Annotated in this window: 22 protein-coding genes; 14 read left to right on the top strand and 8 right to left on the bottom strand. The window is 68.9% G+C overall.

Translation table 11 applies throughout. The annotated features are described in order from the left end of the window. The first annotated feature begins 84 nt into the window (after positions 1–84). The 12 genes from GXW79_RS10590 to GXW79_RS10540 all read left to right on the top strand — a co-directional run bounded on the left by GXW79_RS10590 (position 85) and on the right by GXW79_RS10540 (position 11,743). Positions 85–1,572 carry an aldehyde dehydrogenase family protein gene (locus GXW79_RS10590; RefSeq protein WP_211874356.1) on the top strand — a complete coding sequence of 496 codons (1,488 nt, stop codon included), beginning with the start codon at positions 85–87 and terminating at the stop codon, positions 1,570–1,572. Next, positions 1,572–2,234, top strand: coding sequence for an NADPH-dependent F420 reductase (locus tag GXW79_RS10585; RefSeq protein WP_211874355.1), 663 nt, complete (start codon positions 1,572–1,574; stop codon positions 2,232–2,234). Before GXW79_RS10590 ends, GXW79_RS10585 begins: the two co-directional genes overlap by 1 nt. Next, complete coding sequence (locus tag GXW79_RS10580) at positions 2,231–2,869, top strand: SDR family NAD(P)-dependent oxidoreductase (RefSeq protein WP_211874354.1); 639 nt, start codon at positions 2,231–2,233, stop codon at positions 2,867–2,869. The genes GXW79_RS10585 and GXW79_RS10580 overlap by 4 nt, the downstream gene beginning before the upstream one ends. A gap of 4 nt (positions 2,870–2,873) precedes the next feature. Beyond that, positions 2,874–3,314 carry an ester cyclase gene (locus tag GXW79_RS10575; RefSeq protein ID WP_211874353.1) on the top strand — a complete coding sequence of 147 codons (441 nt, stop codon included), beginning with the start codon at positions 2,874–2,876 and terminating at the stop codon, positions 3,312–3,314. Positions 3,315–3,898: 584 nt separating this feature from the next. Continuing rightward, positions 3,899–4,732, top strand: a complete 834-nt coding sequence (locus GXW79_RS10570) for a polysaccharide deacetylase family protein (protein WP_211874352.1) — start codon at positions 3,899–3,901, stop codon at positions 4,730–4,732. A 38-nt stretch (positions 4,733–4,770) separates the two neighbouring features. Then, positions 4,771–4,905 (top strand): hypothetical protein, encoded by a 135-nt coding sequence (locus GXW79_RS21640; protein WP_281414710.1) that lies wholly within the window; start codon positions 4,771–4,773, stop codon positions 4,903–4,905. An 88-nt stretch (positions 4,906–4,993) separates the two neighbouring features. Continuing rightward, positions 4,994–5,725 carry a class I SAM-dependent methyltransferase gene (locus GXW79_RS10565; protein WP_211874351.1) on the top strand — a complete coding sequence of 244 codons (732 nt, stop codon included), beginning with the start codon at positions 4,994–4,996 and terminating at the stop codon, positions 5,723–5,725. A 173-nt stretch (positions 5,726–5,898) separates the two neighbouring features. After that, a complete protein-coding gene (locus GXW79_RS10560) occupies positions 5,899–6,879 on the top strand; it encodes a phosphatidate cytidylyltransferase (RefSeq protein WP_211874350.1) in 981 nt (326 codons plus the stop codon). Next, entirely contained in the window at positions 6,876–7,592 is a 717-nt protein-coding gene (locus tag GXW79_RS10555; protein ID WP_211874349.1) for a lysophospholipid acyltransferase family protein, read from the top strand. Before GXW79_RS10560 ends, GXW79_RS10555 begins: the two co-directional genes overlap by 4 nt. After that, positions 7,589–9,958 (top strand): alpha/beta fold hydrolase, encoded by a 2,370-nt coding sequence (locus GXW79_RS10550; protein ID WP_211874348.1) that lies wholly within the window; start codon positions 7,589–7,591, stop codon positions 9,956–9,958. The genes GXW79_RS10555 and GXW79_RS10550 overlap by 4 nt, the downstream gene beginning before the upstream one ends. A gap of 52 nt (positions 9,959–10,010) precedes the next feature. Next, a complete protein-coding gene (locus GXW79_RS10545; protein WP_211874347.1) occupies positions 10,011–11,312 on the top strand; it encodes a phosphatase PAP2/dual specificity phosphatase family protein in 1,302 nt (433 codons plus the stop codon). After that, complete coding sequence (locus GXW79_RS10540) at positions 11,309–11,743, top strand: hypothetical protein (RefSeq protein WP_211874346.1); 435 nt, start codon at positions 11,309–11,311, stop codon at positions 11,741–11,743. The genes GXW79_RS10545 and GXW79_RS10540 overlap by 4 nt, the downstream gene beginning before the upstream one ends. Positions 11,744–11,907: 164 nt before the next feature. Here the strand turns inward: GXW79_RS10540 and hisE are convergent, their stop codons facing one another. Both hisE and GXW79_RS10530 read right to left on the bottom strand, forming a co-directional pair. Beyond that, on the bottom strand, positions 11,908–12,252 hold the full coding sequence (gene hisE / locus GXW79_RS10535) for a phosphoribosyl-ATP diphosphatase (RefSeq protein WP_367614877.1): 345 nt from the start codon (positions 12,250–12,252) through the stop codon (positions 11,908–11,910). 320 nt (positions 12,253–12,572) lie between these two features. Then, a complete protein-coding gene (locus GXW79_RS10530; RefSeq protein ID WP_211874345.1) occupies positions 12,573–13,007 on the bottom strand; it encodes a response regulator in 435 nt (144 codons plus the stop codon). 114 nt (positions 13,008–13,121) lie between these two features. Here GXW79_RS10530 and GXW79_RS10525 point away from each other — a divergent pair, with 114 nt between their 5' ends. Beyond that, positions 13,122–13,283 carry a hypothetical protein gene (locus tag GXW79_RS10525; protein WP_456315831.1) on the top strand — a complete coding sequence of 54 codons (162 nt, stop codon included), beginning with the start codon at positions 13,122–13,124 and terminating at the stop codon, positions 13,281–13,283. A gap of 2 nt (positions 13,284–13,285) precedes the next feature. Further along, on the top strand, positions 13,286–14,209 hold the full coding sequence (locus GXW79_RS10520) for a cation diffusion facilitator family transporter (RefSeq protein WP_211874344.1): 924 nt from the start codon (positions 13,286–13,288) through the stop codon (positions 14,207–14,209). Between the two features lie 659 nt (positions 14,210–14,868). Here GXW79_RS10520 and GXW79_RS21790 read toward each other — a convergent pair. From GXW79_RS21790 to GXW79_RS10490, 6 genes are read right to left on the bottom strand one after another with little or no spacing between them, the layout of a single operon-like run. Further along, complete coding sequence (locus tag GXW79_RS21790) at positions 14,869–16,167, bottom strand: ATP-binding protein (protein ID WP_211874343.1); 1,299 nt, start codon at positions 16,165–16,167, stop codon at positions 14,869–14,871. Further along, on the bottom strand, positions 16,164–16,922 hold the full coding sequence (locus tag GXW79_RS10510) for a response regulator (protein ID WP_211874342.1): 759 nt from the start codon (positions 16,920–16,922) through the stop codon (positions 16,164–16,166). Before GXW79_RS10510 ends, GXW79_RS21790 begins: the two co-directional genes overlap by 4 nt. A 4-nt stretch (positions 16,923–16,926) precedes the next feature. After that, entirely contained in the window at positions 16,927–17,316 is a 390-nt protein-coding gene (locus tag GXW79_RS10505; RefSeq protein WP_211874341.1) for a hypothetical protein, read from the bottom strand. 17 nt (positions 17,317–17,333) lie between these two features. Then, positions 17,334–20,483, bottom strand: a complete 3,150-nt coding sequence (locus tag GXW79_RS10500) for an efflux RND transporter permease subunit (protein WP_211874340.1) — start codon at positions 20,481–20,483, stop codon at positions 17,334–17,336. Positions 20,484–20,486: 3 nt separating this feature from the next. Beyond that, positions 20,487–22,142: an efflux RND transporter periplasmic adaptor subunit gene (locus GXW79_RS10495; protein ID WP_211874339.1), complete on the bottom strand. Its 1,656-nt coding sequence runs from the start codon at positions 22,140–22,142 to the stop codon at positions 20,487–20,489. Continuing rightward, complete coding sequence (locus tag GXW79_RS10490) at positions 22,142–23,344, bottom strand: TolC family protein (protein WP_211874338.1); 1,203 nt, start codon at positions 23,342–23,344, stop codon at positions 22,142–22,144. The genes GXW79_RS10495 and GXW79_RS10490 overlap by 1 nt, the downstream gene beginning before the upstream one ends. Positions 23,345–24,184 lie beyond the last annotated feature (840 nt).

The following is a 24,184-nucleotide window of genomic DNA, read 5'->3' as shown; positions in this document are numbered from 1 at the left end:
GTCGATATTTCAGGCACAGACATTGTTCATAGTCCATGCGCTCAAACCTGTTGAACCGAAAGCAACCAGCCTTCGGAGACCGACATGCAGACCGACCCACTGCCCACCCGGAAGCCGGTACCGCCCGGCCAGCTGCTGATCGGAGGCGCCTGGTGCGACGCTGCCGATGGCGCGACCATGACCACCACCGACCCGACGACCGAGGCTACCATCACCACCGTTGCGAAGGCATCGCCCGTCGATGTGGACGGCGCCGTGCAGGCCGCCGCAGCGGCCTTCGAGGACGGCCCGTGGAGTCGGATGCATCACGAGGCGCGCGCCAAGATCCTGCTCCGCATGGCGGACCTGATGGACGAGCGCGCCGATGACTTCGCCATCCGTGAGGCGATGGACATGGGCATGCCCTATCGCGACTTCCGTGAGACGATCATGCCGCATTGCTCCGGCCTGTTTCGCTTCTTCGCCGGGCAGGCGATGGCGCACATGGATGGCGACTATCGCCGGTCATACGAGGCCGACATCCGCATCCTCACCCGGCGCGAGCCTCTGGGCGTCGTCGCCGCCATCACGCCGTTCAACTTTCCCCTCGCGCTCTCGGCTTCGAAGATCGCCCCGGCGCTGGCCGCCGGGAACTGCATCATCCACAAGCCCGCCTCCGATACGCCGTTGACGGCTCTGGCGCTGGCGCAGGTGGCACTCGATGCCGGCGTGCCGGAGGGCGTGTACAGCCTGTTGACCGGGCCGGGCGGGTCGCTTGGCGACGCGCTGGTGAAGAACCCGCTCGTGGACAAGATCGCCTTCACCGGCAGCACCGGCGTCGGTCAAGGGATCGCGCGAACCGGTGCGGACACAATGAAGCACCTGACGATGGAGTTGGGCGGCAAGTCGCCCAACATCATCTTCGCCGATGCCAATCTGGAGGCAGCCCTGCAGGCCGCCTTCTGGGGCATCTTCTGGAACAAGGGCGAAGTCTGCGTCGCAGGCTCACGCATCCTGGTGCAGCGCCCGATCTATGAGGAATTCACCGCCCGCCTCGCGGAGATGGCGCGCAACGCCGTCATCGGCGATCCGCTCGACCCGGCGACCCAGATCGGCCCGATCGCGTCCCGGGGGGAGTACGACAAGGTGCTGCGCTACGTGCAGGCCGGGCGTGATGGCGGCGCGCGGCTAGCCGCCGGCGGCGGCACGCGCCAAGTCAACGGTAAAGGCCTGTTTGTCGAAGCGACGGTCTTCGCCGATGCTACCAACGACATGGTCATCGCACGCGAGGAGATCTTCGGCCCCGTGGTCCCGGTGATCCCCTTCGACACCGAGGATGAGGCGGTGCGGCTCGCCAACGATACGCCCTATGGGCTGGCCTCGGGCATCCAGACCGGCGACCTCGGCCGCGCGCTGCGCCTGGCCGACCGCATCCGTGCCGGCACCGTCTGGATCAACACCTGGCACAAATACCATCCCAACGCGCCGTTCGGCGGCTTCAAGATGAGTGGCTACGGGCGCGAACAGGGAGCCGAGGCTCTGGAGAGCTACACGCAATACAAGACCCTCTGGGCCAATCTGGGAGGCGCGTGATGAACATCCTGATCCTGGGTGGGGCGGGTAATATCGGTGCGCCGATCGCCCGCCGTCTGGCGACCAAGGGCCACGCCATTGCCATCGGCTTTGGACGCGACACGGCACGCCTCGCCGCTGTCGCGGACGAGATCGGTGGAAGGGTTGCCACAGACCTCGCCCCGGCGGCGGCGCATGCCGAGGTCATCGTGCTGGCGGTGCCCTGGGGCGCCGCGCAGGCCGCCCTGGCGACGGCGGGCGATCTGGCTGGCAAGGTCGTGTGGGATTGCACCAACCCCCTGCTGCCGGACCTCAGCGGCTTGGCCATCGGCACCACCGATTCCGGCGGTGAGCAGGTGTCGCGCTGGGCGCCCGGGGCGCGCGTGGTCAAGGGCGTGCCACCCTTCGCCGACCTGATGCAGGCCGCCGGTGCGACCGCGCCGATGACGCCCGCCGGAATGCCCCCGCCCGCCGTCTTCGTCTGCGGCGATGACACCGCGGCGCGCGGCATCGTGCTGGGGCTGGTGGAGGACGTTGGCGCGCAGCCGGTGGAGACGGGGCCGCTGGCGATGGCGCGCTGGACCGAGCCGGTGGGCATGCTGCTGATCAACCTAGGCTACGCGCAGGGGCTCGGCCCGATGATCGGCGCGCCGCTGCTGCGCTACGCAGGCGTGGCGCCATGAGCCGGCCGGTCTGCGCCATCGTCGGCTTTGGCGCGGGGGTGGGCGCCGCCGTGGCGCGCCGCTTCGCCGCGGGTGGCTTCGACGTGCTCGGCCTGGCGCGCGACCCGTCGCGCCATGCCGGGCTCGCCGGGCCGGGCATCAAGATGGCCATGGCGGATGCCGCCGATCCGTCGTCGCTGGCCCAGGCGCTGCCGGCCGGGACGGAGGTGCTGGTCTACAACGCCTATGCGGCGACGATGGCGCAGGGCGGCCCGTCATCCTTGTCGCCCGAAGCCATCACCGCCGACTTCGCGGTGAACGTGGCGGGCGCGCTTGCAGCCGCGCGGGCCGTGTTGCCGGGCATGCGCGCGGCGGTGCGTGGCACCATCCTGTTCACCGGCGGCGGCCTCGCGCTCGACCCCACCGGCTGGCTGCCGGCGGCGTCGCTGGCCATCGGTAAGGCGGGACTGCGCAGCCTGGCGCAGACGCTGCACGCGGAACTGGCGCCACAGAACATTCATGCCGGCACGGTCACCATCGCGGGCACCGTTGCAGCCGGCACGGCCTTCGACCCGGACCGTATCGCGGAGGCCTTCTGGGACCTGCACAGCGATCCACCCGGCGGCTTTCGCGCCGAGCTCATCTTCAGGGGATAGACCGATGACCTCCAACAGCGAAACCGTCCGCCGCTTCATCGAGGACTTCCTCGGCCGTGCCGATTTGGCAGCGGCCAATGCGACGGCGCATCCCGCGATCCAGGGCATCACCGGCCTCAAGCCGGCGGGCCCGATCGACGGGCTGGCCGAGTACAAGGGCATCATCACCGCCTTCGTCCAGGCCTTCCCGGCCGAGGCGCCCGTGCAGATCATCGACCAGTTCGAATCCGCCGATGGCACGCGCGTCGTCACGCGCTTTCATTCGCGCCAGCGCCATGCCGCGGACTTCTTCGGCGTTGCGGCGACCGGCCGCATCATCTTGTTCGACGAGACGCATGTTGCGCGGCTGCGCGATGGCCTCATCGTGGAGAACATCGTCAGTGCGACCAACCTCGAATTCGAGATGTTAATGGCGCCCGTTCTGGCGCCGCTGATTCTGCGATGACACGGATTCCGCGATTGCTTGTCACCCACCGCAGCCTGGGCAATGCCCCCGCGGCCGCGCCATCCCGCATATGGCCCTGGCGCAGTCCGGCACCTCGGCGCGGTGACGATCGCCGTCCTGACCATACTGTTGGCGGCAAACTACAAGGTGTTGCCAGACCGCCGGCTGGCCTGGGGCGACGTCACGGTGGGCGCGTTCGCCACCTCGGCTTCGAACAAAAATCCGTCATGCATCGGCCGAAGATTTCATCCATATACGGGCTGCGGACGACAGCGTTGCGCGTCGTTCGCCGCAGGGAGGAAGGGGAGGAGGCCAGATTGCAGCAACCGGACATAGGCGCATTTGCACGCCCGGCGCCCACCGGCACCCGTCTTTGCGGCCTGCAGGCCGGGCCGATCCAGGCGCTGTCCACCCCTAACCATCCCGCTTCTCACCTTTGCAGCGCCTGGCCGTCACTATCCGCGCGAATCTGACACCGGCTATCGGACGGCCAGCCCTTCATGGGCACGCACCGCATTGTCCGGGGTGGCCGCCGGCACACCGTGACGCCCTGATCTTCAGGACCGTTCGCTGATGCGCCTGTCATGCGTGACGCCGGCGCCGCGCCGTGGATTCTCGCCATGGGCTGCGCCATGACCACCGCTTGGCGGCCGCGGCCGGTCATTGTCGCCTCCATGGGCTTGCACGCCGCGGCGCTCGTCGCGGCTGCGTCGGTGCCCCAGGCCTGGCCCTGGGCACTCGCCGGCATCGTCGCCAACCACGCCTACCTGACCTTCCTGACCATGTCGCCCGACAGCCAGCTGCTCGGCCGCAGCCTGCGACGCCTGCCCCCGGCGCGGGCGCGCGGCCACATCGCGCTGACATTCGACGACGGGCCGGACCCGGAGGTGACGCCACGCATCCTCGACGCGCTCGACCGCCACGGGGCGCGGGCCACCTTCTTCTGCATCGGCGCAAAGGCCCAGCGCCACCCCGAGCTGGTGCGCGAGATCGCCGCGCGCGGCCACGCCATCGGCAACCACACTATGCGCCATTGCAGCTGGTTCACCCTGCTCGGGCTGGGCGGCCAGCGGCGCGAGTGGCGCGAGGCAGGCGACGTGCTGCACCAGCTGGGCGTGGAGAGCGACCTCGCCCGCACGCCGCTGGGCTTGCGCAGCCCGCTCTCAGACCTGGTTCTGCACCAGCTCGGCCTGCGCCATGTCGGCTGGAGCCGACGCGGCTTTGACACGCGCTGCGGCGACGCCGCCGTGGTGCTGGACCGCATCGCCCGCGGCCTGCGCGAGGGCGACATCATCCTGCTCCACGACGCAGGCGCCGAGCGCGACGCGCAGGGCGAGCCGGTCTGCCTCGCCGTGCTCGAGGCGCTGCTGCTCCTGCTCGCGGCGCGCGGCCTGACCTCCGTTCGGCTGGACGGTTGAGCTTCGGATCAGGGGATGGGCGCGCCGGGCTGCAGGCGATGGATGAAATCCTCCTGCAATCCGTGCTCGCCAGCCTCGCCATCTGCTTCTCCGGATGGAGCCTTGTCGCCACGGTGCTGCCGTTGTTGATCGGCAACCATTCTGGCCCGGTTCCCTCGATGGAGGTCGTTTGATAGCGTCCCACTGACCGATGATCGGCACTGGATCCGCAGCCCGGCACTCTGGCGGAACATCCGCCCCCTCCAATGCAGGAACGCCGATGTGACACGGCCGCATCCAGTCCTAAGCGGATATTACGGCGACGCCGCCGAGCGCGAGGCCTTCGTGCGGCAGCTGTTCGACACCTCCGCCGCGGATTACGACCGCATCAACAGGATCATGTCGCTCGGCTCGGGCGCCTGGTACCGCCGGCGCGTGCTACGCGACCATGGCCTGGCACCCGGGCAGAGGGTGCTCGACATCGCGGTAGGCACCGGGCTGCTGGCGCGCGAGGCGGCCGGGATCGTGCAGGGCGAGGGCCTGGTGGTCGGGCTGGATCCCAGCCTGGGCATGCTGCAGCAGGCGCGCGCCAGCCTTGCGCTGCCCTTCGTGCAGGGCCGGGCCGAGGCGCTGCCTTTCGCCGATGCCAGCTTCGACATGGTGACCATGGGCTACGCGCTGCGCCACATGGCCAGCTTCGGGGCCGTCTTCGCCGAGTTCCGCCGCGTGCTGAAGCCGGGCGGCAGCCTGCTGATCTTGGAGATCGCGCGGGCGGAAAACCGGTTTGCACGTGCGGCCGCGACGCTGTGGCTCGGCCGGATGATCCCCGCCCTGTGCGGCCTCATGATGCCGCGCAAGAAAGGCCGGCTGCTGATGCGCTACTACTGGGACACGATTGAGGAATGCGTGCCCGCCGCCACGATCGAGGCCGAGCTTCGCGTCTCGGGCTTCGCCGGCGTGCGCAGCACCGCCTCGCTCGGGGTCTTCCGCGAATATATCGGCCTCAGGCCGTGACGTAGCGGCTCGCCGGGCGCGCGAGGCCGAGATTGTCGCGCAGCGGAGTCCGTTCGCACAAAGACCAAGGCGCCGGCCGGGCAGGCGCGTCAAGTTGGCGCCCGATGCCCGGCATCGAGCCGCGGGATCGATTGCCGCTATCGTCCTTGTGACGCCACCGGCATGATCGCTTCATGACAGTTCCGTGGCGCGCCTTCGAGCATCCGGTCACCGTGGGCATCCTGGCGGCGACGCTGGGCGTGCTGCTGCTGGCCGCCGCCGTGATCGGCGTGCTGAGCGTGACGGGCCGCGGCACGCCCGCCTTCCGGCGCGAATTATGGCTCCGGCTCGGCTCCTGGGCGGTGCTGCTGCCGATGATCATCATCCCCATCCTGCTGGGCCGGGAATGGACCATCGCGGCGGTGACGTTGCTCGGCCTCGCCTGCCTGCGCGAGTACGACCGCGCGACAGGGCTGTTTCGCGAATACCTGCTGACGGCGGTGGTGGCGATCGGGATCCTGGCGGCGAATTTCGCGGCACTCGACCACTGGTACCATTTGTTCGTCGCCCTCTGGCCGCTGACCGTGGGGGTGATCTCGGTAGCGACGATCCCGCAGGACAAGCCGGCGGGGTACATCCAACGCACTGCGCTTGCGACCTCCGCCTACATGCTGTTCGGCGCCGGCCTCGCGCATCTGGGCTTCATGGCGAATGACCCGCTCGCGAGGCCGCTGCTGCTGCTGCTCGTGCTCGCGGTGGGGCTGAACGACGTCGCGGCCTTCACCACCGGCAAGCTGTTCGGCAAGCGCAAGTTGCTTCCCGCAACCAGCCCGAACAAGACCATCGCCGGCGCGCTCGGAGCGCTCATCTGCACGACCGCGCTGGTCGCCTTCGTCGGCAACCGCGTCTTTGTCGGCACACCGATGGAGAATTGGTTCCTGCTGATCCTGTTCGGCGCGCTGGTGAGCATCGCCGGCCAGTTTGGCGACCTCATGCTCTCCTCGATCAAGCGCGACCTCGCGATCAAGGACATGGGCACGATCATCCCCGGCCATGGCGGCGTGCTGGACCGGTTCAATTCCCTGCTGCTGGTCGCACCCGCGACCTTCCACCTCCTGCACTACGTCATCGGCATCGGCGACGGCCAGCCGGTGCGCGTGATCACCGGCCCATGACCTGGCAGCTCAAGCCCGCGCGCGACCTGGGGCTGCCGGCGCAGGAGCGGCTGCGCAGCCACGGGCGCGAGGCGGGGCTGGGCAGCGTGGTCGTGCATGGCGCCTGGCGGGCGCTGGTGCGCGCGCACCTCGCGCTGCTGCACCGCTACGAGGTGACGGGTCAGGAGAACCTGCCTGAACCGCCCTTCGTCATGGTCGCGAACCACAGCAGCCATCTGGACGCGCTCTGCCTCGGCGCCGCGCTGCACGGGCCGGCGGCGCGCCATGCGCACGCGCTGGCCGCGGGAGATACCTTCTTCACCTCGGGTGCCACCTCGCTCTTCGCGGCTTATGCGTTGAACGCCCTGCCGGTTTGGCGCAAGCGCACCCGCGCGAAGGAGCTGGAGACGCTGCGCACACGGCTGATCGAGGACGAGCTGGTCTACATCCTGTTCCCCGAGGGCACCCGCAGCCGCGACGGAAGCATGGGCGCTTTCCAGCCGGGGCTCGGCGCCTTCGTGGCCGGCAGCGCGGTGCCGGTGGTGCCCTGTCATCTCCAAGGCGCCTTCGCCGCCTGGCCGGCCACGCGATCATGGCCGCGTCCGGGCAAGCTGCGCCTGCGCATCGGCGCGCCGCTCAGCTTCGCGGAGACTGCGCAGGATCGCGCCGGATGGGTGGAGGTCGCGGCGCGCTGCGAAGCCGAGGTCCGCGCGCTGGGGGGCAAGGCCGCATGAGCCTGTATGACCTCAAACCCCGCTTCCAGGCCCTGCTGCGCCCGATGGTCCAGCGCATGGCGGCGGCCGGCATCACGGCCAACCAGGTGACGCTGGCCGCGATGGTGGGTTCGCTACTGCTAGGCTGGTGGCTGGCGTCGCGCGGGGGTCCCTCGGCGCTGTTCCTGCTGCTGCCGGTGTGGCTGTTCCTGCGCATGGCGCTGAACGCCGTGGACGGCATGCTGGCGCGCGAGCATGGCCAGAAATCGGATCTGGGCGGCTATCTGAACGAGCTGGCGGACGTCGTCTCCGATGCCGCGCTCTATGCGCCCTTCGCGCTGGTCGCGCCCTTCACGCCCGGCTGGGTCGGGGCGGTGGTGGTGCTGTCCATCGTATCCGAATATGCCGGCGTGCTAGGCCCCACGCGGCGCTACGACGGCCCGCTCGGCAAGAGCGATCGCGCGCTCGTCTTCGGCGCGCTCGGCCTCTGGGTCGGCATCGCCGGCGCGCTGCCGGGCTTTGCATTCTGGCTAATGCCCCTGCTCGCCCTGTTGCTGATCGCCACCACCGTGAACCGCGTCGCGTCGGGGCTGGGCGAGCTCGCCACCGCCAACGCGATGCCACCCCCCGAAGGAAGCCCCATGCGCGCCATCGAGGACCACGTCTTCACCACCCATGACGGCGTCGACCTCACCTACCGTCACTGGCCGGCCGCCTCCGCCGCGCCGCGCGGCGCCATCCTGCTGTTCCATCGCGGCCACGAGCATGGCGGCCGCATGGCGCATATCCCGCCCGAGCTCGACCTGCCCGACTTCGCCTTCTTCGCCTGGGATGCGCGCGGCCATGGCCGCTCCCCCGGCCCGCGCGGCTTCAGCCCCAGCCTCGCGGATTCGGTGCGCGACGTGCAGACGTTCGTGGACCATGTCAGCGCCACGCACGGCGTCGCGGTCGAGGACATAGCGGTCGTCGCGCAGAGCGTGGGCGCGGTGCTCATCGCGACCTGGGCGCATGACTACGCACCGCGGATACGCGCGATGATCCTCGCCTCGCCGGCCTTCAAGGTGAAGCTCTACGTGCCCTTCGCGCGGCATGGCCTGAAGCTGATGCACAAGCTGCGCGGGCTGTTCTTCGTCAATTCCTACGTAAAGCCGCAGTACCTAACGCACGACCCCGAACGAATCGCCTCCTACCGCGCCGACCCGCTGATCAGTCGCCCGATCGCGGTCAACATCCTGCTCGATCTCTACGCCGCCTCGGACCGCATCGTGGCCGATGCGCGCGCCATCACCATCCCCACACAGATGCTCATCTCCGGCGCCGATTGGGTCGTCCACCACGCCCCCCAGCACCGCTTCTTCGAACGCCTGGGCACGCCGGTGAAGGAGCGCCATGTCCTGCCCGGCTTCTTCCACGACACACTGGGCGAACGCGACCGCGCCCTGGCCCTCGGCCCCGCGCGGCGCTTCCTGCTCGAACGCTTCGCAGAGCCGCTGAACCGCCCGTCGCTGATCGACGCGGACCGGATGGGCTTTACCCGCGACGAAGCCGACGCGCTCGCCTCGCCGCTCCCCGCCCTCTCCCCGCGCGGCCTCTACTGGTCCGCGACGCGCGCCGGCCTGCGCCTCGGCGGCTCCCTCTCTGAGGGCATCGCGCTCGGCCACGGCACCGGTTTCGACTCGGGCTCCACGCTCGACTACGTCTATCGCAATGAGGCGCGCGGAGCCGGCCCGATGGGCCGGATGATGGACCGCAATTACCTCGACTCTCCAGGCTGGACCGGTATCCGCCAGCGCAAGCTCAACGTCGAGGAACTCGTCCGCGCCGCCATGGGGCGCCTGGCCGAACAAGGCATGCCGATCCGCGTCATTGATATCGCCGCCGGCCATGGCCGCTACGTGCTCGAAGCGCTGCAAGGCGCCCCACACCGCCCGGACTCGGTCCTGCTGCGCGACTACTCCGACATCAACGTCGTCGCCGGCACACGCATGATCGCAGAGAAGGGCCTCGGCGACATCGCCAGCTTCATCCAGGCCGACGCCTTCGACCGGGACTCCATCGCCGCCACCACGCCCGCACCCACGCTCGGCATCGTCTCCGGCCTGTATGAGCTCTTCCCCGACAACGCCATGATCCGCCGCTCGCTCGCCGGCCTGGCCGACGTCATCCCTCCCGGCGGCGCACTGGTCTACACCGGCCAGCCCTGGCACCCGCAGCTCGAACTCATCGCCCGCGCGCTCACCAGCCACCGCCAAGGCCAGGCCTGGGTCATGCGCCGGCGCGTGCAGGCAGAGATGGACGAGCTCGTTGCCGATGCGGGGTTTCGGAAGATCGAACAGCGCATCGACCACGCGGGGATTTTCACGGTCAGCCGTGCCGAGCGGCTGTGACCGGCACTGACGACAGCATTGGGGAAGGAGTTTCCCCCGGCCTTCGTCCAGCATGACCCGCGCGCGCCGCCCATGGGGCCGCGCCACGCTCTGGCTCGTGCTGCTCGGCCCATTCTTCTTTGTCAGCTACGGCCTTGCCACCTACCTCGCGACCCAGCGCACCCAGGTGCCGGCCATTGTCTTCACCTGGGAGAGCGCGATCCCGCTCATCCCCTGGACCATCATCCCCTACTGGTCGATCGACATTCTCTACGGCATCTCGCTGTTCCTCTGCGCGACGCGTGCGGAGCTCGACGCCCATGCGAAGCGGCTGCTGACTGCGCAGGTGCTGGCCGTCGCGTGCTTCATCGCGGCGCCGCTGCGCTTCACTTTCGAACGTCCGGCGCTGGAAGGCATCCCTGGCCAGCTTTTTGCCTTGCTGGGCGAGTTCGACAAGCCGTTCAACCAGGCGCCGTCGCTGCATATCGCGCTGCTGGTGATCCTATGGGTGCGCTTCGCCGCGCATGTGCGCGCGCCGTGGGTATGGGCACTGCACGCCTGGTTCGCGCTGATCGGGGCCTCGGTGCTGACGACCTGGCAGCACCACTTCATCGATGTCCCGACCGGAGCCTGGCTTGGCTTCCTGGCGCTGTGGCTGTTCCCGGTCTGTGGGCCTGGCCCCTTGGCGGGGGCGGGGCTGACGCGCGATCCGCGTCGGCGTCGCCTGGCGCTGCGCTACGGCGGCGCGGGCGCGCTGCTGGCGGCGGTTGCCTTATGGCGGGGCGGGGTCGCGCTTTGGCTGCTGTGGCCGGTCGGGTCTCTGCTGCTGGTGGCGCTGATCTATGGCGCGCTGGGGCCGGATGCTTTCCAGAAGAACGCGGCGGGACGGCTGTCGCTGGCGGTGCGCTGGCTGCTTGGCCCCTACCTGTTCGGCGCGCGGATCAATACCCGTTTCTGGAAAGGGGATGGCCGCGTCGTCGCGCCGCTGACGCAGGATGTCTCGCTCGGCCGCTATCCGTTGCGCGAAACGGCCGCGCAATTCGACACCATCATCGATCTCAGCGCCGAGCTGCCCGGCATCCCCGGCCGCGAGGGCTACGTCTCCATCCCGATGCTCGACCTCGCGACACCTGAGCCGGCGCGGTTGAGCGCGGCGGTCGCCGCCATCGAGGCCGCGCGGACATGCGGCCCGGTGCTGGTGAATTGCGCGCTGGGTTATTCACGCAGCGCCGCCGCCGCGGCCAGCTGGCTCGTCGCGAGCGGGCATGCCGACAGCGTCGAGGCTGCGATCGCGGCGATCCGCGCCGCGCGACCGCATATCAAGCTCGACGCCGCGGCCGGCGCCGCGATCGCCGCCGCGGTGGCGCCGCTGTGACGCCGGCCGAGCGCGACCTTGCCGCCACCGGCGCGCTGCTGCTCGCCCAGGGCCGCCGCATCGATCGCCTGTCGCGCCCGCTCACGCTGCTGGCCGCGGCCGCGCTGCTGCTCGCGCCGTTGCTGCCGGTCGCACCGATGCGCGGGGCCCTGATACCGCTCGCGCTGGTGGTCGTCCTGGGGCTCGGGCAGGCCTTCTACGCGGTGCGCGCGGGGTTCGACGCCGGTCTGTTCGCGGCACTCGGCAGCGACCGCCCTCCGGCCACGCTCGCGCGTCTAGACGCCGCGCTGGTCCGGCTTCGCCTGATGCCGGAGGCCAAGGCCGGCCGCACGCTCGAGGCGCGGCTTGCCGGCGCCGCGCGGCTGCTGCGCAGGCAGGCCGCGGTGCTGCTGGGCCAGCTCCTCGCCTGCCTCGGCGCCGCGCTGGCCTGAGCGCGGCGCGGACGGCGGCATTCCACGGGGGGGCGGAGGTTGGAGGTGGAATTGCTCGCGGCCGTTGTCGCAGACATGCTTGGGGCAACACCGCACGCCTACAGCTTGAAGCATGGCGTCCGGCGTATTCGTTCGCCAGGCTTTCGACGCCGCAAAATCCTCGCTTAGAATAGCTTTGTGGTTCCGGCGGCGCGGAAAAGCCCTCGCGGATTGGCGGCCTTCTCAGCCACGCCGATCACGCCCTCGCTGCGGACCAGTTCGGCCCAGACCTCCTCCGGCTGGATGCCGGCTTCCACCCAGACGATGACTAGGTGATAGAGCAGGTCCGCAGACTCCAGCACCGTCGCCTCGCGATTGCCCAGCGCGGCCTCTATCACGCACTCCACCGCTTCCTCGCCAAGTTTCTGTGCCACCTTCGCCGTACCGCGCGCCATCAGGCGTGACGAATGGTTTACGTCGGCATCGCCGGACCTGCGCCGCTGCTCCACCAGGTGCCAGAGCCGATCCACGATCAGCGCGGCTGGATGCAGCTACCGTAGCGCCTTGCCGACATCAGCGAACGCCTTGTCCTTCATCGCCTTTTGCATCGCAGTCTTTGTCGCCCTAGCGATCAAGCTCTCCACGCACGACACGGCGCACCAGTCGACGAGCACGTCGGGAGCTTCGCGGCGAAGGTTATTTTAGGGGGATGCAGCTTTGGTCGCGACAAACTTTGTACGCTGCATGATGGCGCGCGACTACATCGCGCTGGCGCCAAAGCAGGAGAGCGTGGCGCGCACTCTACCGGTTCCGGTGATCGCATCCCCTGGTGAGTGGCAGATGCCGGAACTTAGACAGCAACTCTGATGCCTGCTCTAACAAACCTGCCACGCCGGAAGAGGACGAACCCGGTCGGCAGGGTTGGAGGATCAACTCCTGCAATCAGGCATCTCACAAGCTCGACCGCGCCAATAAGCGAGGCCAGCCTATACGGCTTAGCGAGAGATCCAACAGCAAACTCCCTGGCGCCTTCATCATGAGTGTTGCCGCTGATGAAGACCGACGGAATGCTTCTCGCGTGAAGCTCACGAGCAAGGTCGATACCGGTCCCGAGTCCGACGAGATTGATGTTCAATAGCCCCATGTCGGGCTTTTCGCGTTCCGCAATCGCCATAGCTTCATCGTAGGAAACCGCTGGACCGAGGACCTTGTGCCCCGCGTTTCGGAGCGCGATGTCCACCAGTTCGGCAATACCGTCATCATCCTCTACAACCAGTACCTTCATCACTCGCGCTCCTGTCTTTCAAGGTAGCGCTTCACCACGGGGCATCAGGCAACAAAGCTTCGTGTTACCGGCGTCTCGGAGCTCGCTGAGCTGTCGCGCGCGACGATGACGAATGTGAAGCAGAATGTCGCGGTGGCGGTGGGCCTCAAGGCGGTGTTCTTTGTCACCAGGCTGAACGGGATCACCTGCTTGTGGACAGCCATCCTGGCCGATACAGGGGCCACTGTGCTCGTCACGCTCAACGCATTGCGCCTGCTGCGCTGGAAGCCGGTCTGATCATGTCCGCCAACGAGACGCACGAAGGGCACGACCACGCCCAGGGGGGCCACGAAGTCTCCGTGACGGCCGCCAGCGAACGCCGCATCCGCCTGGTCTTCATGATGACCGCCGGCTATGCACTCGTGCAGGCGGCGGGCGGCGTGCTGTCAGGCTCGCTCGCGCTCATCGCCGATGCCGGGCACATGGTCTCAGACGCCGCCGCTTTGATGTTGGCGCTCATTGCCTACAAGGTGGCGGCGCGCGCCGCCGATGCGACCCGCAGCTACGGCTGGCATCGGGTGCGGGTGCTGGCCGCACTGGCCAATGGCGCCTCGCTGCTGCTGCTGGTCGCCTGGATCACCTGGGAGGCCGTGTCGCGGCTGCGGGCCCCGTCCGAGATCCTGGCCGGACCCATGCTCGCCGTTGCGGTGATCGGTCTTTGCTTCAACATCGCGGGCATGCTGATCCTGCGCGGCGGCGACCAGGGCGATTCCAACCTGCGCGGCGCCGCCCTGCATGTGCTGGGCGACCTGCTCGGCTCGGTCGGCGCCATCGTTGCGGCCATCGGCATCATGCTGACCGGCTGGACTATCCTCGACCCCATCCTGTCGGTGCTGGTGGCCGTGCTTGTGGTGCGTTCGGCCTGGGGGCTGGTGTCCGACGCGATCCGGGTGCTGCTGCAGGCGGCGCCGCAGGGGTTCGATGCCGTGGCGGTGCAAGCCGACATCGCCGCCTTGCCCGGCGTTGCAGAAGCGGCCCATCTGCATGCCTGGACGCTGACCGACCGCAGCGCGATCGCAACCTTGCATGTCACGCCCGAGCCGGGAATCGACCCGCTGTCGTTGCCCCCGCTGGTGACGGCGCGGCTGCGTGAGGTGCATGGCATCGAGCATGCGACAGTGCAGGTGGACCCGCCTGGCGCCATCGCGCCGGTGCGTCACTGACGAGTCGTGCCACGACCTCCGCCATGCCGGGGGCTGTGAGTGTCCCGGCAACCTCCGCCTGACAGGTTCGGCGACAGTGTGTCTCCGTATCTACCCTCATCAGGGAGGTTTACCTCGGCTATGAAAGGCTCGCTCGTCCGCGTTGCGACGAGACGTCCGTGACAAATCTTTCCGCTATGCTTTGTCTTGCTGCTGACGCCTTGTGACGACCGCTCCTGGGCATAACGACTGCACGGCAATTCGCCGGATGCCAGGAGATCGAACCATGAGGACCATGTTCCTCGCGGCGACGCTCGCCATCGCCACCCTCGGCGGCGCCGTGGCGCAGACGGCGCCGTCACTGACGACGCCCCCGTCGACGATCCTCGCGCAGCGTGACGACGCCGTGCGCACGCCGCACATGCCCATGCGGCCGCGCCGACACCACAGACGCAGCCCCAGGGCGGTGCGCATCCGCCCCACAGCACGTCGAATCTGCTCCATGGGGCAGGCGAGGAAAGCCGTGGCCGCCTGCTGTCGGGGGACTACAACACCGCCGACGGCAACTGAACTCGGCTGTCATGAAGAATGGCCGCTGGTTTGCACGCAGGGGGAGGGCGGGACTGGAAGGTCCCGCCCCCCTGTCGTTCCAGCCGCGCGGCTTCGCAATTCCGCCGGCCTCACGCCGGCAGGTGGACCTTGACCAGCAGGCCGCCGGCCGGAGCGCGTGCCAGCTGCAACGCCCCCCCCTCGGCGGCGGCGAAGCGCTGCGCGATAGTCAGCCCCAATCCGACGCCACTGCCGCCCCGCGCGGGGTCCAGCCGGGCGAAGGGCGACAGCGCACGCTCAAACTGATCGACCGGAATACCGGGGCCGGCATCCGCCACCTCCGCCACCCATCCCCCATCCTCGGCGCGCAACCCGACCGTCACCGGCGCCGCCCCATGCTGCAGGGCGTTGTTCAGCAGGTTGGAGAAGGCGCGCTTCGCCGCGAGGCGCCGCAGCGACAGCACCACATGCGCCGGCCCGTCATACATCACGTCATGGCCGGCATCCGCGGCGTCATCGGCCAGCGTCTGCAGGATCGCGGCGAGGTCTGTCGGCACCGCGGGTTCCGCATCGCGGCCCTCGCGGAAATACTCCAGTGTCCGGCTGACCATGGCCTCCATCTCGGCGATGTCGCCCTCGATGCGCCCGCGCTCCTCGCCCTCGGCCAGAAAGCCGGCCCGAAGCTTAAGTCGGGCCAGTGGCGTGCGCAGGTCATGGCTCAGGGCCGCCACCGCCTCCGTCCGGTCCTCGATCAGCCGGGCGATGCGGGCCTGCATGGCGTTGAACGCGGCGGCGGCGTGCTGCACTTCCAGCGGGCCATCGGTGGCCAGCATCACCGGCCTGGGGTCCCGGCCCACCTGGTCAGCGGCTTCGGCCAGGCGTCGCAATGGCCCCGTCATCCAGCGCACCAGCGGCACGGTCACCAGGCCGATGCCAAGCGCCATGGCTACCATCGAGAGCAGTCCGCCACTGTCGAGCGCCAGGCGCGAATGTTGATCCGGCGTCAGGGAGAAGACGATCCAGCCGCCGCCCGCCGGCATGGCGCCCAGCGCCACGTCGCCGGCACCACCCACCCGCGCACCATCGCCCAGCCGGCTCACTAGCTCCGCAAGGGCCGCGGGCGGCGTCTCAATTGCCGGCAGGGACTGCCGGTCCCAATGCAGCTGAAGTTCAGGCAATGACAGGGCATGCACCGCGGCGTCGCGGTCAGCCTCGTCACGTCGCGCGGCGAGTGCTGCGGCCGACCGGATTCTGTCGATATGCCGCGCCTCCAAGGCTGCCGTTTCGACGCCATGGAGCGCACGCTCATGAATCACCACGCTGCCGACATGCAGCATGGTCAGGCCACCCAGCATCACAAGAAGTGTGCGGCCGGCGAGGCTGGCAGGCCAGCAGAGGCTTGAAAGCTTGATCGGCCAGAAGCGCCTCACTCGCGCGTCACCGGCGGCACGAAGACATAGCCGCTGCCGCGGACGGTCTTGATGATGGCGGGGCTCGCCTCATCGGGTTCGATCTTGCGGCGAAGACGGCTGACCTGCACGTCCACCGCCCGGTCGGAGGTATCCAGGCTCATGCGGCGCTTGGCGACTTCCATGAGTTGCTCGCGGCTCAGCACGCGCTGCGGGTGCTCCAGAAAGGCCAGCAGCAGGTCGTGCTCGGCGCCGGAGAGATCGACGATCACACCGCAAGGCGAGGTCAGCTCGCGCGCCTTGAGATCCAGCGACCAGCCGGCGAAGCGCAGTCGCCGCGCGGCCGCCACGCTGTGGCCCGGGTCATTCATCGTGCGCCGCAGGACGGCGCGCACCCGGGCCACGAACTCGCGCGGCGCGAAAGGCTTCGAGACGTAGTCATCGGCGCCGATCTCCAGGCCCACCACGCGGTCGGTCTCGTCCGCTCGCGCGGTCAGCATGATGATGGGCACCTGGCTTTGCGCGCGAAGACGCCGGCAAAGGTCGAAGCCTGAGGCGCCCGGCAACATCACGTCGAGCACGACGAGGTCGGGCGGCGCGGTCGCCTCGGCCATCACCTCGAACATCTCCCGCCCATCCCGGGCGGTGGAGACGCGAAAGCCGGCCTCGCGCAGCAGGCGCGCGACCAGGGTGCGCATCTCGCCATCGTCTTCGACGATGAGCAGATGGGCCTCCGGGTCGAGCAAGCGCTGGTCGCGTTCCTGGCCCGCGTTCATGGCGTCATGGGATGGCGGCGAAGCGCACGGAACGCTGCGGCTGCCCCGGCAGCGTCAGCGTTGCCACCACGCGCAGACCGCGCGCGGGAAAGTCGCCACGGCCGACCAGGAAGCCGTTCCCCTCGCCGGCTTCCAGCCGCACGGTCTGTTGCCGACCCTGCGCCTGGACGATGACGCTGCCCGCGGCGCCGCTGGCCGAAACCGGTCGGTCCTGCGCGTCCAACACGTAGATACGCAACTCGCCGGCGCGGGCCACCAGTTCGACGTGGCTGGCGCCCATCTCGCCGATGACGCCGCCATTCGGGCCGGGCGCGTGGTTGTGCGAATGCCCCTGGGCCAGGGCGGCGACCGGCATGGCGAACAGACCAGTCGCCAGGAAAGAGCGTCGAAGCATCGTTTATCCTCCTCGGTTCAGAACGTGTCGGGAAGGGCGTGCGCCGGCGCCGCGTCGCGGGCGGCGCGGGCGTCGTTCCGCAGCCGTTCCAGCGCAGGCCGGCCGAAACGGTGGAACAGGATTGGCGTGACGAAAGTATCCAGCAGGGTCGAGCTGACCAGCCCGCCCAGGATGGTGACAGCCACCGGGTGCAGGATCTCCTTGCCCGGCGCATCCGCCCCAATCGTGAGCGGGATCAGCGCCAGCCCGGCCGAAAGTGCGGTCATCAGCACCGGCGTGAGGCGCTCCGCCGATCCGCGCAGCACCAGCGCCAAGCCCCAACGCTCGCCCTCATGCAGCGACAGGTTGATGTAGTGGCTGATCTTGAGGATGCCGTTGCGCGCCGCGATGCCTGTCAGCGTCACGAAGCCCACCATGGTGGCGACGGACAGCGACTGCCCGGCGATCCAGATGGCGACGACGGCGCCGATCAGGGCAAGGGGCACATTGCCCATGATGATCAGCGCCAGCACCGCCGATTTGTAGCGCGAGTAAAGCACCATGAAGATCATCGCGAGGGAGATCAGGGCGAGCAGGCCGATGGTCTGCATTGCCTCCTCCTGCGCCTGGAAGGTGCCCTCCAGGCCGGTGGAGTAGCCGGGCGGCAGCTGTATATTGGCCAGTTCGGCGCGGATGCCGGCGACCACCTGCGCCATGTCCACCACGCCGTCGGTGTTGGCCTGCACCACGATGCGGCGCCGCGCACCCTCGCGCAGCACCTGGTTGGGGCCATCCGCATCCTCGACGCGGGCGAGCAGGCGCAGGGGAACCCGGCCTGCCGGCGTCTCGATCATCGCGTCACTCAGGCTCGCGGTGGTGCGGTTGGCGTCCGACAGGCGCATCACCAGGTCGTAGCGCCGCGGCCCGTCCAAGATCTGGCTGACCACGATGCCGCCGGTCATCGCCTGCATGTTCTGCAGCAGTGCCGCGGTCGAGACGCCGTAGAGCGCCGCGCGTTCGTGGTCGATGGCGATGCGCAGCTGCGGCACCCGCACCTGGCGTTCGAGCTGGAGGTCGACCAGCCCCGGCACGTTCGCAGCAAGGCGGCCGCGTATCGTCTCGGCCAGGGTGCGCAGCGTGTCGAGATCATCGCCGAAGACCTTGAGCGCAATCTGCGCCTGCACGCCAGAAAGCATGTGTTCCAGCCGGTGGCTGATCGGCTGGCCGAGGCTGACCGCGCCGGGCAGCACGCTCAGCCGGTCCCGCAGATCGGCCAGAACGACGGCGCGCGAGCGCGCGCTGGGTTCGAGATCGACGTCGAGCTCGGAGCGGTGGACGCCCTCGGCATGCTCGTCCAGCTCGGCCCGACCGGTGCGGCGGCCGACGCCCCGCACTTCCGGCACTTCGCGCACGATGTTTTCGGCGGCGCGGCCCAGCGCGCTTGACTGGTCCAGAGAGATGCCGGGCTGGAAGGTGAGTGAGATCAGCACCGTGCCCTCGTTGAAGGCGGGCAGGAAGGCGCGCGGAAGAAAGGGCACCGAGGCACCGGCCGCCAGCACCGCGATTCCGGCCACGCCGAGCACCGCGGCGCGGCGGGCGAAGGCCCAGCGCAACACCCGGTCGTTCAGCCGCTTGAGGCGCTTGACCAGCCAGGTGTCATGCTCGCCAAGGTTCTTCATGCCGGGCAGCAGGTAGTAGCAGAGCACGGGCGTGACGGTGATCGACACCACCAGCGATGCCAGGATTGCCACGATGTAGGCGATGCCGAGCGGTGCGAAGAGCCGCCCCTCGATGCCGGTCAGCGCAAACAGCGGCAGGAAGACCAGGATAATGATCAGCGTGGCGTAGATGATGCCCGAACGCACCTCCATGCTGGCCGCCGCGATCACCTGCAGCACGGGCCAAGGAGAGGCGCGGTGTCGGTTCTCGCCCAGGCGCCGGAAGACGTTTTCGACATCGACCACCGCGTCATCGACTAGCTCGCCCACCGCGATGGCGATGCCGCCCAGGGTCATGGTGTTGATCGACAGCCCGAAGGTGCTGAATACAATCACGGTCAGCAGAATCGAGATTGGGATCGCGACCAACGAGATGAAGGTCGTCCGCACATTCAGCAGGAAGGCGAAAAGCACGAAGGTGACGACGATGGCCGCCTCGATCAGCACGGTCTTGAGATTGCTGATCGAGGTCTCGATGAAGTTGGCCTGGCGGAACTTCACCCGGTCGGCGCGCACGCCGGGCGGCATGGCGGCCTGCAGGTCGGCCAGCGCCGCCTCGACCGCCTGGGTCAGGCGGATTGTGTCGGCGCCGGGCTGCTTCTGGATGCCCAGGATCACGGCCGGGCCGCCATCCACCCCGGCATCACCGCGCCGGAAGCGGGCGCCGAAATCGACCTCGGCCACCTGGCGCAGCAGGATGGTCTGGCCATTGCGGAAACCCACCGGCGCATTGCGCAGGTCGTCCAGCGAGGTGGTGCGGCCGAGGTTGCGGATGAGGTATTCGCGCCCCGCCTGGTCGACATAGCCGCCGCCGGCATTGGTGCCGAACTGCCGCAGCGCTGTCGTCATCTCCTCGATGCCGATGTCCAGCGCGTTCATCCGCTGCAGGTCGGGCAGCACGCGGAACTGCCGCACCTCACCGCCGATGGGGATGATCTGGGAGATGCCGGGGATGGTCAGCAGCCGGGGTCGCATCGACCAGTCGGCCAGCTCGCGCAGCTGCATGGCCGAGATCGAGCCATCGGTGGGCGCGGTCAGCGCCACCAGCATGATCTCGCCCATGATGGAGGAGACCGGCGCCATCGTCGGCAACACGCGCGCGGGCAACTGCCCGGCGACCTGGCCGAGCCGCTCATTCACCTGTTGCCGTGCGCGCCAGATATCGGCGCCCCAGTCGAATTCGACATAGACGATGGACAGGCCAACCGAGGAGATGGACCGCACGCGCGTGACACCCGGCAGGCCGTTCATCGCCGTCTCGATGGGGAAGGAGACCAACTGCTCGGCCTCCTCCGGCGCCATGCCCTCGGCCTCGGTCATCAGGGTGACGGTGGGCTTGTTGAGGTCCGGGAAGACGTCCACCGGCATCCGCGTCAGCGTCCAGGCGCCGTACATGGTGATCAGCATCGCGCCGATCAGCACGAAGAGCCGGTTGCGCAGCGAGAAGGTGACAAGCGTGTTGAAGAACATCGCTCAGCGGACCTGGGCGATGAGGTTCGCACCCTGGGTCACGATGCGCGCACCCGGGTTCACGCCGGCGGTGATCACCACCCGCGCGCCATCGAGCGGCAGGACCCGCACCGGGCGGGGCGCGAAACGCTCGCCGCTGGTGTGCTCGAACACGATGGGCGGGCCCTCGGCCGAGCGCACCACGGCCTCGGCCGGAAGGATGATGCCCTCGACCTGGCGCCGGCTGCGCAGCAGCACGACCACCGGCGCGCCGACCGCGACATCGGGCGGCGGGTTCACCACGCGGAAATTCAGCGGTACCGCCTGCTGCCGTACGGTCAGGCCGCGGCCGACGAATTCCAGCTCCACGCTGCGGCCATCGCCCAGCGTGGCCGACGCGCCGGCGATGGCGTCGATGCTGATGCGGTCGAAGGCCAGCGCCTCCACCCACAGCCGGTCGGGATCGACGATCTCGAATACCGCCTGCTGGTTGTCGACGATCTGGCCCAGGGCCGCGCGGACCAGCGAGACGGTGCCGCTGACGGGTGCGAGGAGCGGTTCGCGGCCGGACAGCGCCGGCTGGATGGCGGCACGGCGCTGCCGGGCGCCGGCCAGCTCGGCCTGCGCCTCGGAGATCTCGCGATCCGAGACGCTGCCGCGCAGCGTGGTCAGACGGCTGACCCGCGCGGCCAGGATGGTGATCTGGGCATCCAGCTCGGCGGCGTTCTGCGCGAGCGTGCCGCGCTCCGACGCCGTGTAGCTGGGCGTGACATAGGCGAGGACCTGGCCGCGCTCGACACGCTGGCCGAGCGTGGGCAGGCCGCGTTCGCCGGGTTCCAGCCGGCCCGATTGCGATGGCTGCACACGGCCCGACGCGTTGGGGTCCGGCGTCAGGCTGCCGACCAGTTGGGTGGTGGCCAGCGCATCGCCGGGTGCCGCGACCTGGGTGCGGATGACGAGGAGGCGCTGCGACGGCTTGGGCATGAACACCGTGCCGTCATCCATCCGGCGCGGCGGTTCGGCGACGGAGGTCTGCGCCATGGAAGGTGCCGCAGCGATCAGGAGAAGTATCCCCGCGACCCGGGCGGGCAGCTTGGCCGGCTTGACCACGGCGACCGGCGAAGGTGCGACGAGGGGTTCGTCCTCGACCATGGGCGGCAATGCCCGCGGTACGGAGAGGCGGCCGAGCACCAGCCCGGCCAGGAGCAGGCCGAGCCCGGCCGCCAGGAGCATGGGCGCCTCGCGCAGCGCATCGAGCCAACCATGGACCGGGACGGCAGAAGCGGGTGGTTCGGGGATTTGCAGCGTGGCGGTCAGCAGGTCCATCTCCTCGCCGGCGGCGATGCTGAAGATCAGGTCGATGCAACCGGGCTGGGCAAGGCGCGGGTGGCGCAATGCCAGGATGCCGATGCCCTGCCGCGCCGCGGCGACCTCCTGCCTATCGATGGTGACTGTGACGGCGCCATCGACCGGCGCGTTGTCGGCCCAGCGGTCCAGGTAGATGAGCAGGACCCCGCCAGGCTGCAGCACACCGACGAGTTCGAAAGCCTCGCTCTCCGCTTCCACGCGCGGCAGGGCAGAGGCGGCGACGGGGGCCTCGTCGCCATGACCCTCATGGGACCGGGCGGTGCCGGCCAGCCCCAGGGCGATGAGCACGGCGCAGAGCGAGCGGCGAAGCATCAAGGTTCGACCCCCAGGATCTGGTTGATGACCGAAGCCGCCCGGTCGCGCTCGACGCGGGTGCGGCGGCGCGCGGCGTCGGCCTGGGCCAGCTGGGCGCGGGCGCGCGCCACTTCGATGAATGTCACGTTGCCGGCGCGGAACGCAGTCTCGATCAATCCTGTCTGCTCCGCGAGGGCGCGGTACCGCTGCTCGGTGAGCCCGGTCAGTGCCTCGGCGTCCTCGCGCTGGGCCCGGGCGCGCCGCTCGGTGCTCTCGAAGGTGCGGGCGATGGTGGCGAGCTGCGCCTCCGCCGACATCGCCTCGGCCCGCGCCATCGCGGCACGCTCTTCCACCTGGGGGCCATAGGTGAAGGGGATGCGGATGCCGATCATCGGGCGGTCCACCCAGCGCTCGCCGAAGGCCTCTCGCTCGCGGCGGTAGCCGGCGAAGAGGGTTGGGCTGGCGCGATCGCGCACCTGCGCCAGCCGTTCTTCGGCGCGGGCCAGGACGAGGCTGGTGGCGGCCACCGCGGCTTGTGGCAAATCGCGCAAGGCCGCGCCGGGAATGCTGGCGCGGGCCACCGATTCGGACGGGCCCGAACGCGGGTCCCGCCCGGTCAGTGCACGGAAGGCGAGCACTGCATCGCGAACTTGGCCGTCGGCAATACGCAAGGTGCCCTCCGCGTCCCGCGCGTCGGCTTGCGCGACCAGAAGGTCCGTGCGAGGCGCGTTGCCGCCAGCCGCTTGCCGGCCCATGTCTCGCTCCAGCAGGCGGGCGGCGGCAAGGCGGGCGCGCGCGGCCTCGCGTTCCGCCAAAGCCAGGCCCCAGGCCCAGTAGGCATCGCGGACCTCACCGGCAACTGTGATGCGCGCTTGGCGTAGCCGCGCCTCCCACTGTTGCTCCTGCGCGGTGACGCTGCCGCGCAGCGCCCGCGATTCACCCGGCAGCCAGATCGGTGCGTCTACGCCGACCTCGAATTCCTGATAACCGCTGCGTTGCGGATTGACCTGGGTTCGCCAGGACGGGGAAAGGGTGGGCGCACCCGGCAGTAAAGCCTCAGAACCACTGCGGCGAGCTGCAATGACGTCGCGTTGCGCTGTAAGCGAGCGGATTTCCGCATTCAGTTCGACGGCCGCGGCGAAGCCTGAACGCAAGTCGGTGGCAGCGCTGGGTGCCTGCATGCCCAACATCAGCGGTAGTGCGAGCAACAGACTACGCATGCGATCTTTCCCCTGGATTATTGGGGAGTTCGCACGGATTCCGTGTCGGCAGGCTGCAAGGTTGTGACAAAAGATTGCAGGGTTAGCCGGCGCGCTCCAGAGAAGGTTGGAATCGGGTTCCTACCGCTGCTCCAGTCGTCTCTCACAAACCGTCCATCCTAAACGGTGCACCGCGTTGAGGCGCACGTTTAGCCGTGTTTTGCCCGCAGACCTTGATGGTTCGCAGGCGCAACTACCGCCCGTTTCGGGGCGGAGAGAGCAAAGATTTTCCGAACCTTGAGGGTAGGTCGATTTTTCCCTCAAGCTTAAGCCATTGAGAGTGAACCGTATTTTGCTGGCGCGGCTCAGGAAATTCAGTAAGCCGATCGCCCGATCAGTACTTCATTGATGCAAACCCTTCATTCGGCCCCAACATCTGAGGCGTCGCGTTGCCACGTCTGAATAGATGCAAGAGCCTGTATTGCTGATGTACAACAAAGAACACGTCTTCGCCCGGTTTAAGGACGATAAGCTGGCGACGGCTGACCGGCGCGAAACGATGACCATTCCCCGACGCGCCGGCGCGCCGGGAAGCAGGTCGTTGAGGTAGTGCATATCCGATCGGGCGCGTTGTGAGAGGCAGGCCGCAGCGGCAGGCTCGGTATGTTCGTTCGGCAATCTGGGACAGTGGTTTCCCAACGAAGCAGACGCCTCGTACGTCCCGGCCGACCGGGCCGACGGCTCCTCAAGCGGCAAAGCCGGTCACCCACGTCATGCCAGCCTGGGAGCCAGCCGCCACGGATGCCGATGCAGCTGCTGCTGTGGGGCATGCCGCGGTGCCGCGCCGGGGCCCGAGGGCGG

Origin of the sequence: Plastoroseomonas arctica, from assembly GCF_018128965.1 — a bacterium.
Classification (GTDB): Bacteria; Pseudomonadota; Alphaproteobacteria; order Acetobacterales; family Acetobacteraceae; genus Plastoroseomonas; species Plastoroseomonas arctica.
Note: the sequence above shows the minus strand (reverse complement) of the source record. Positions and strands in the feature narration are given on the sequence as shown.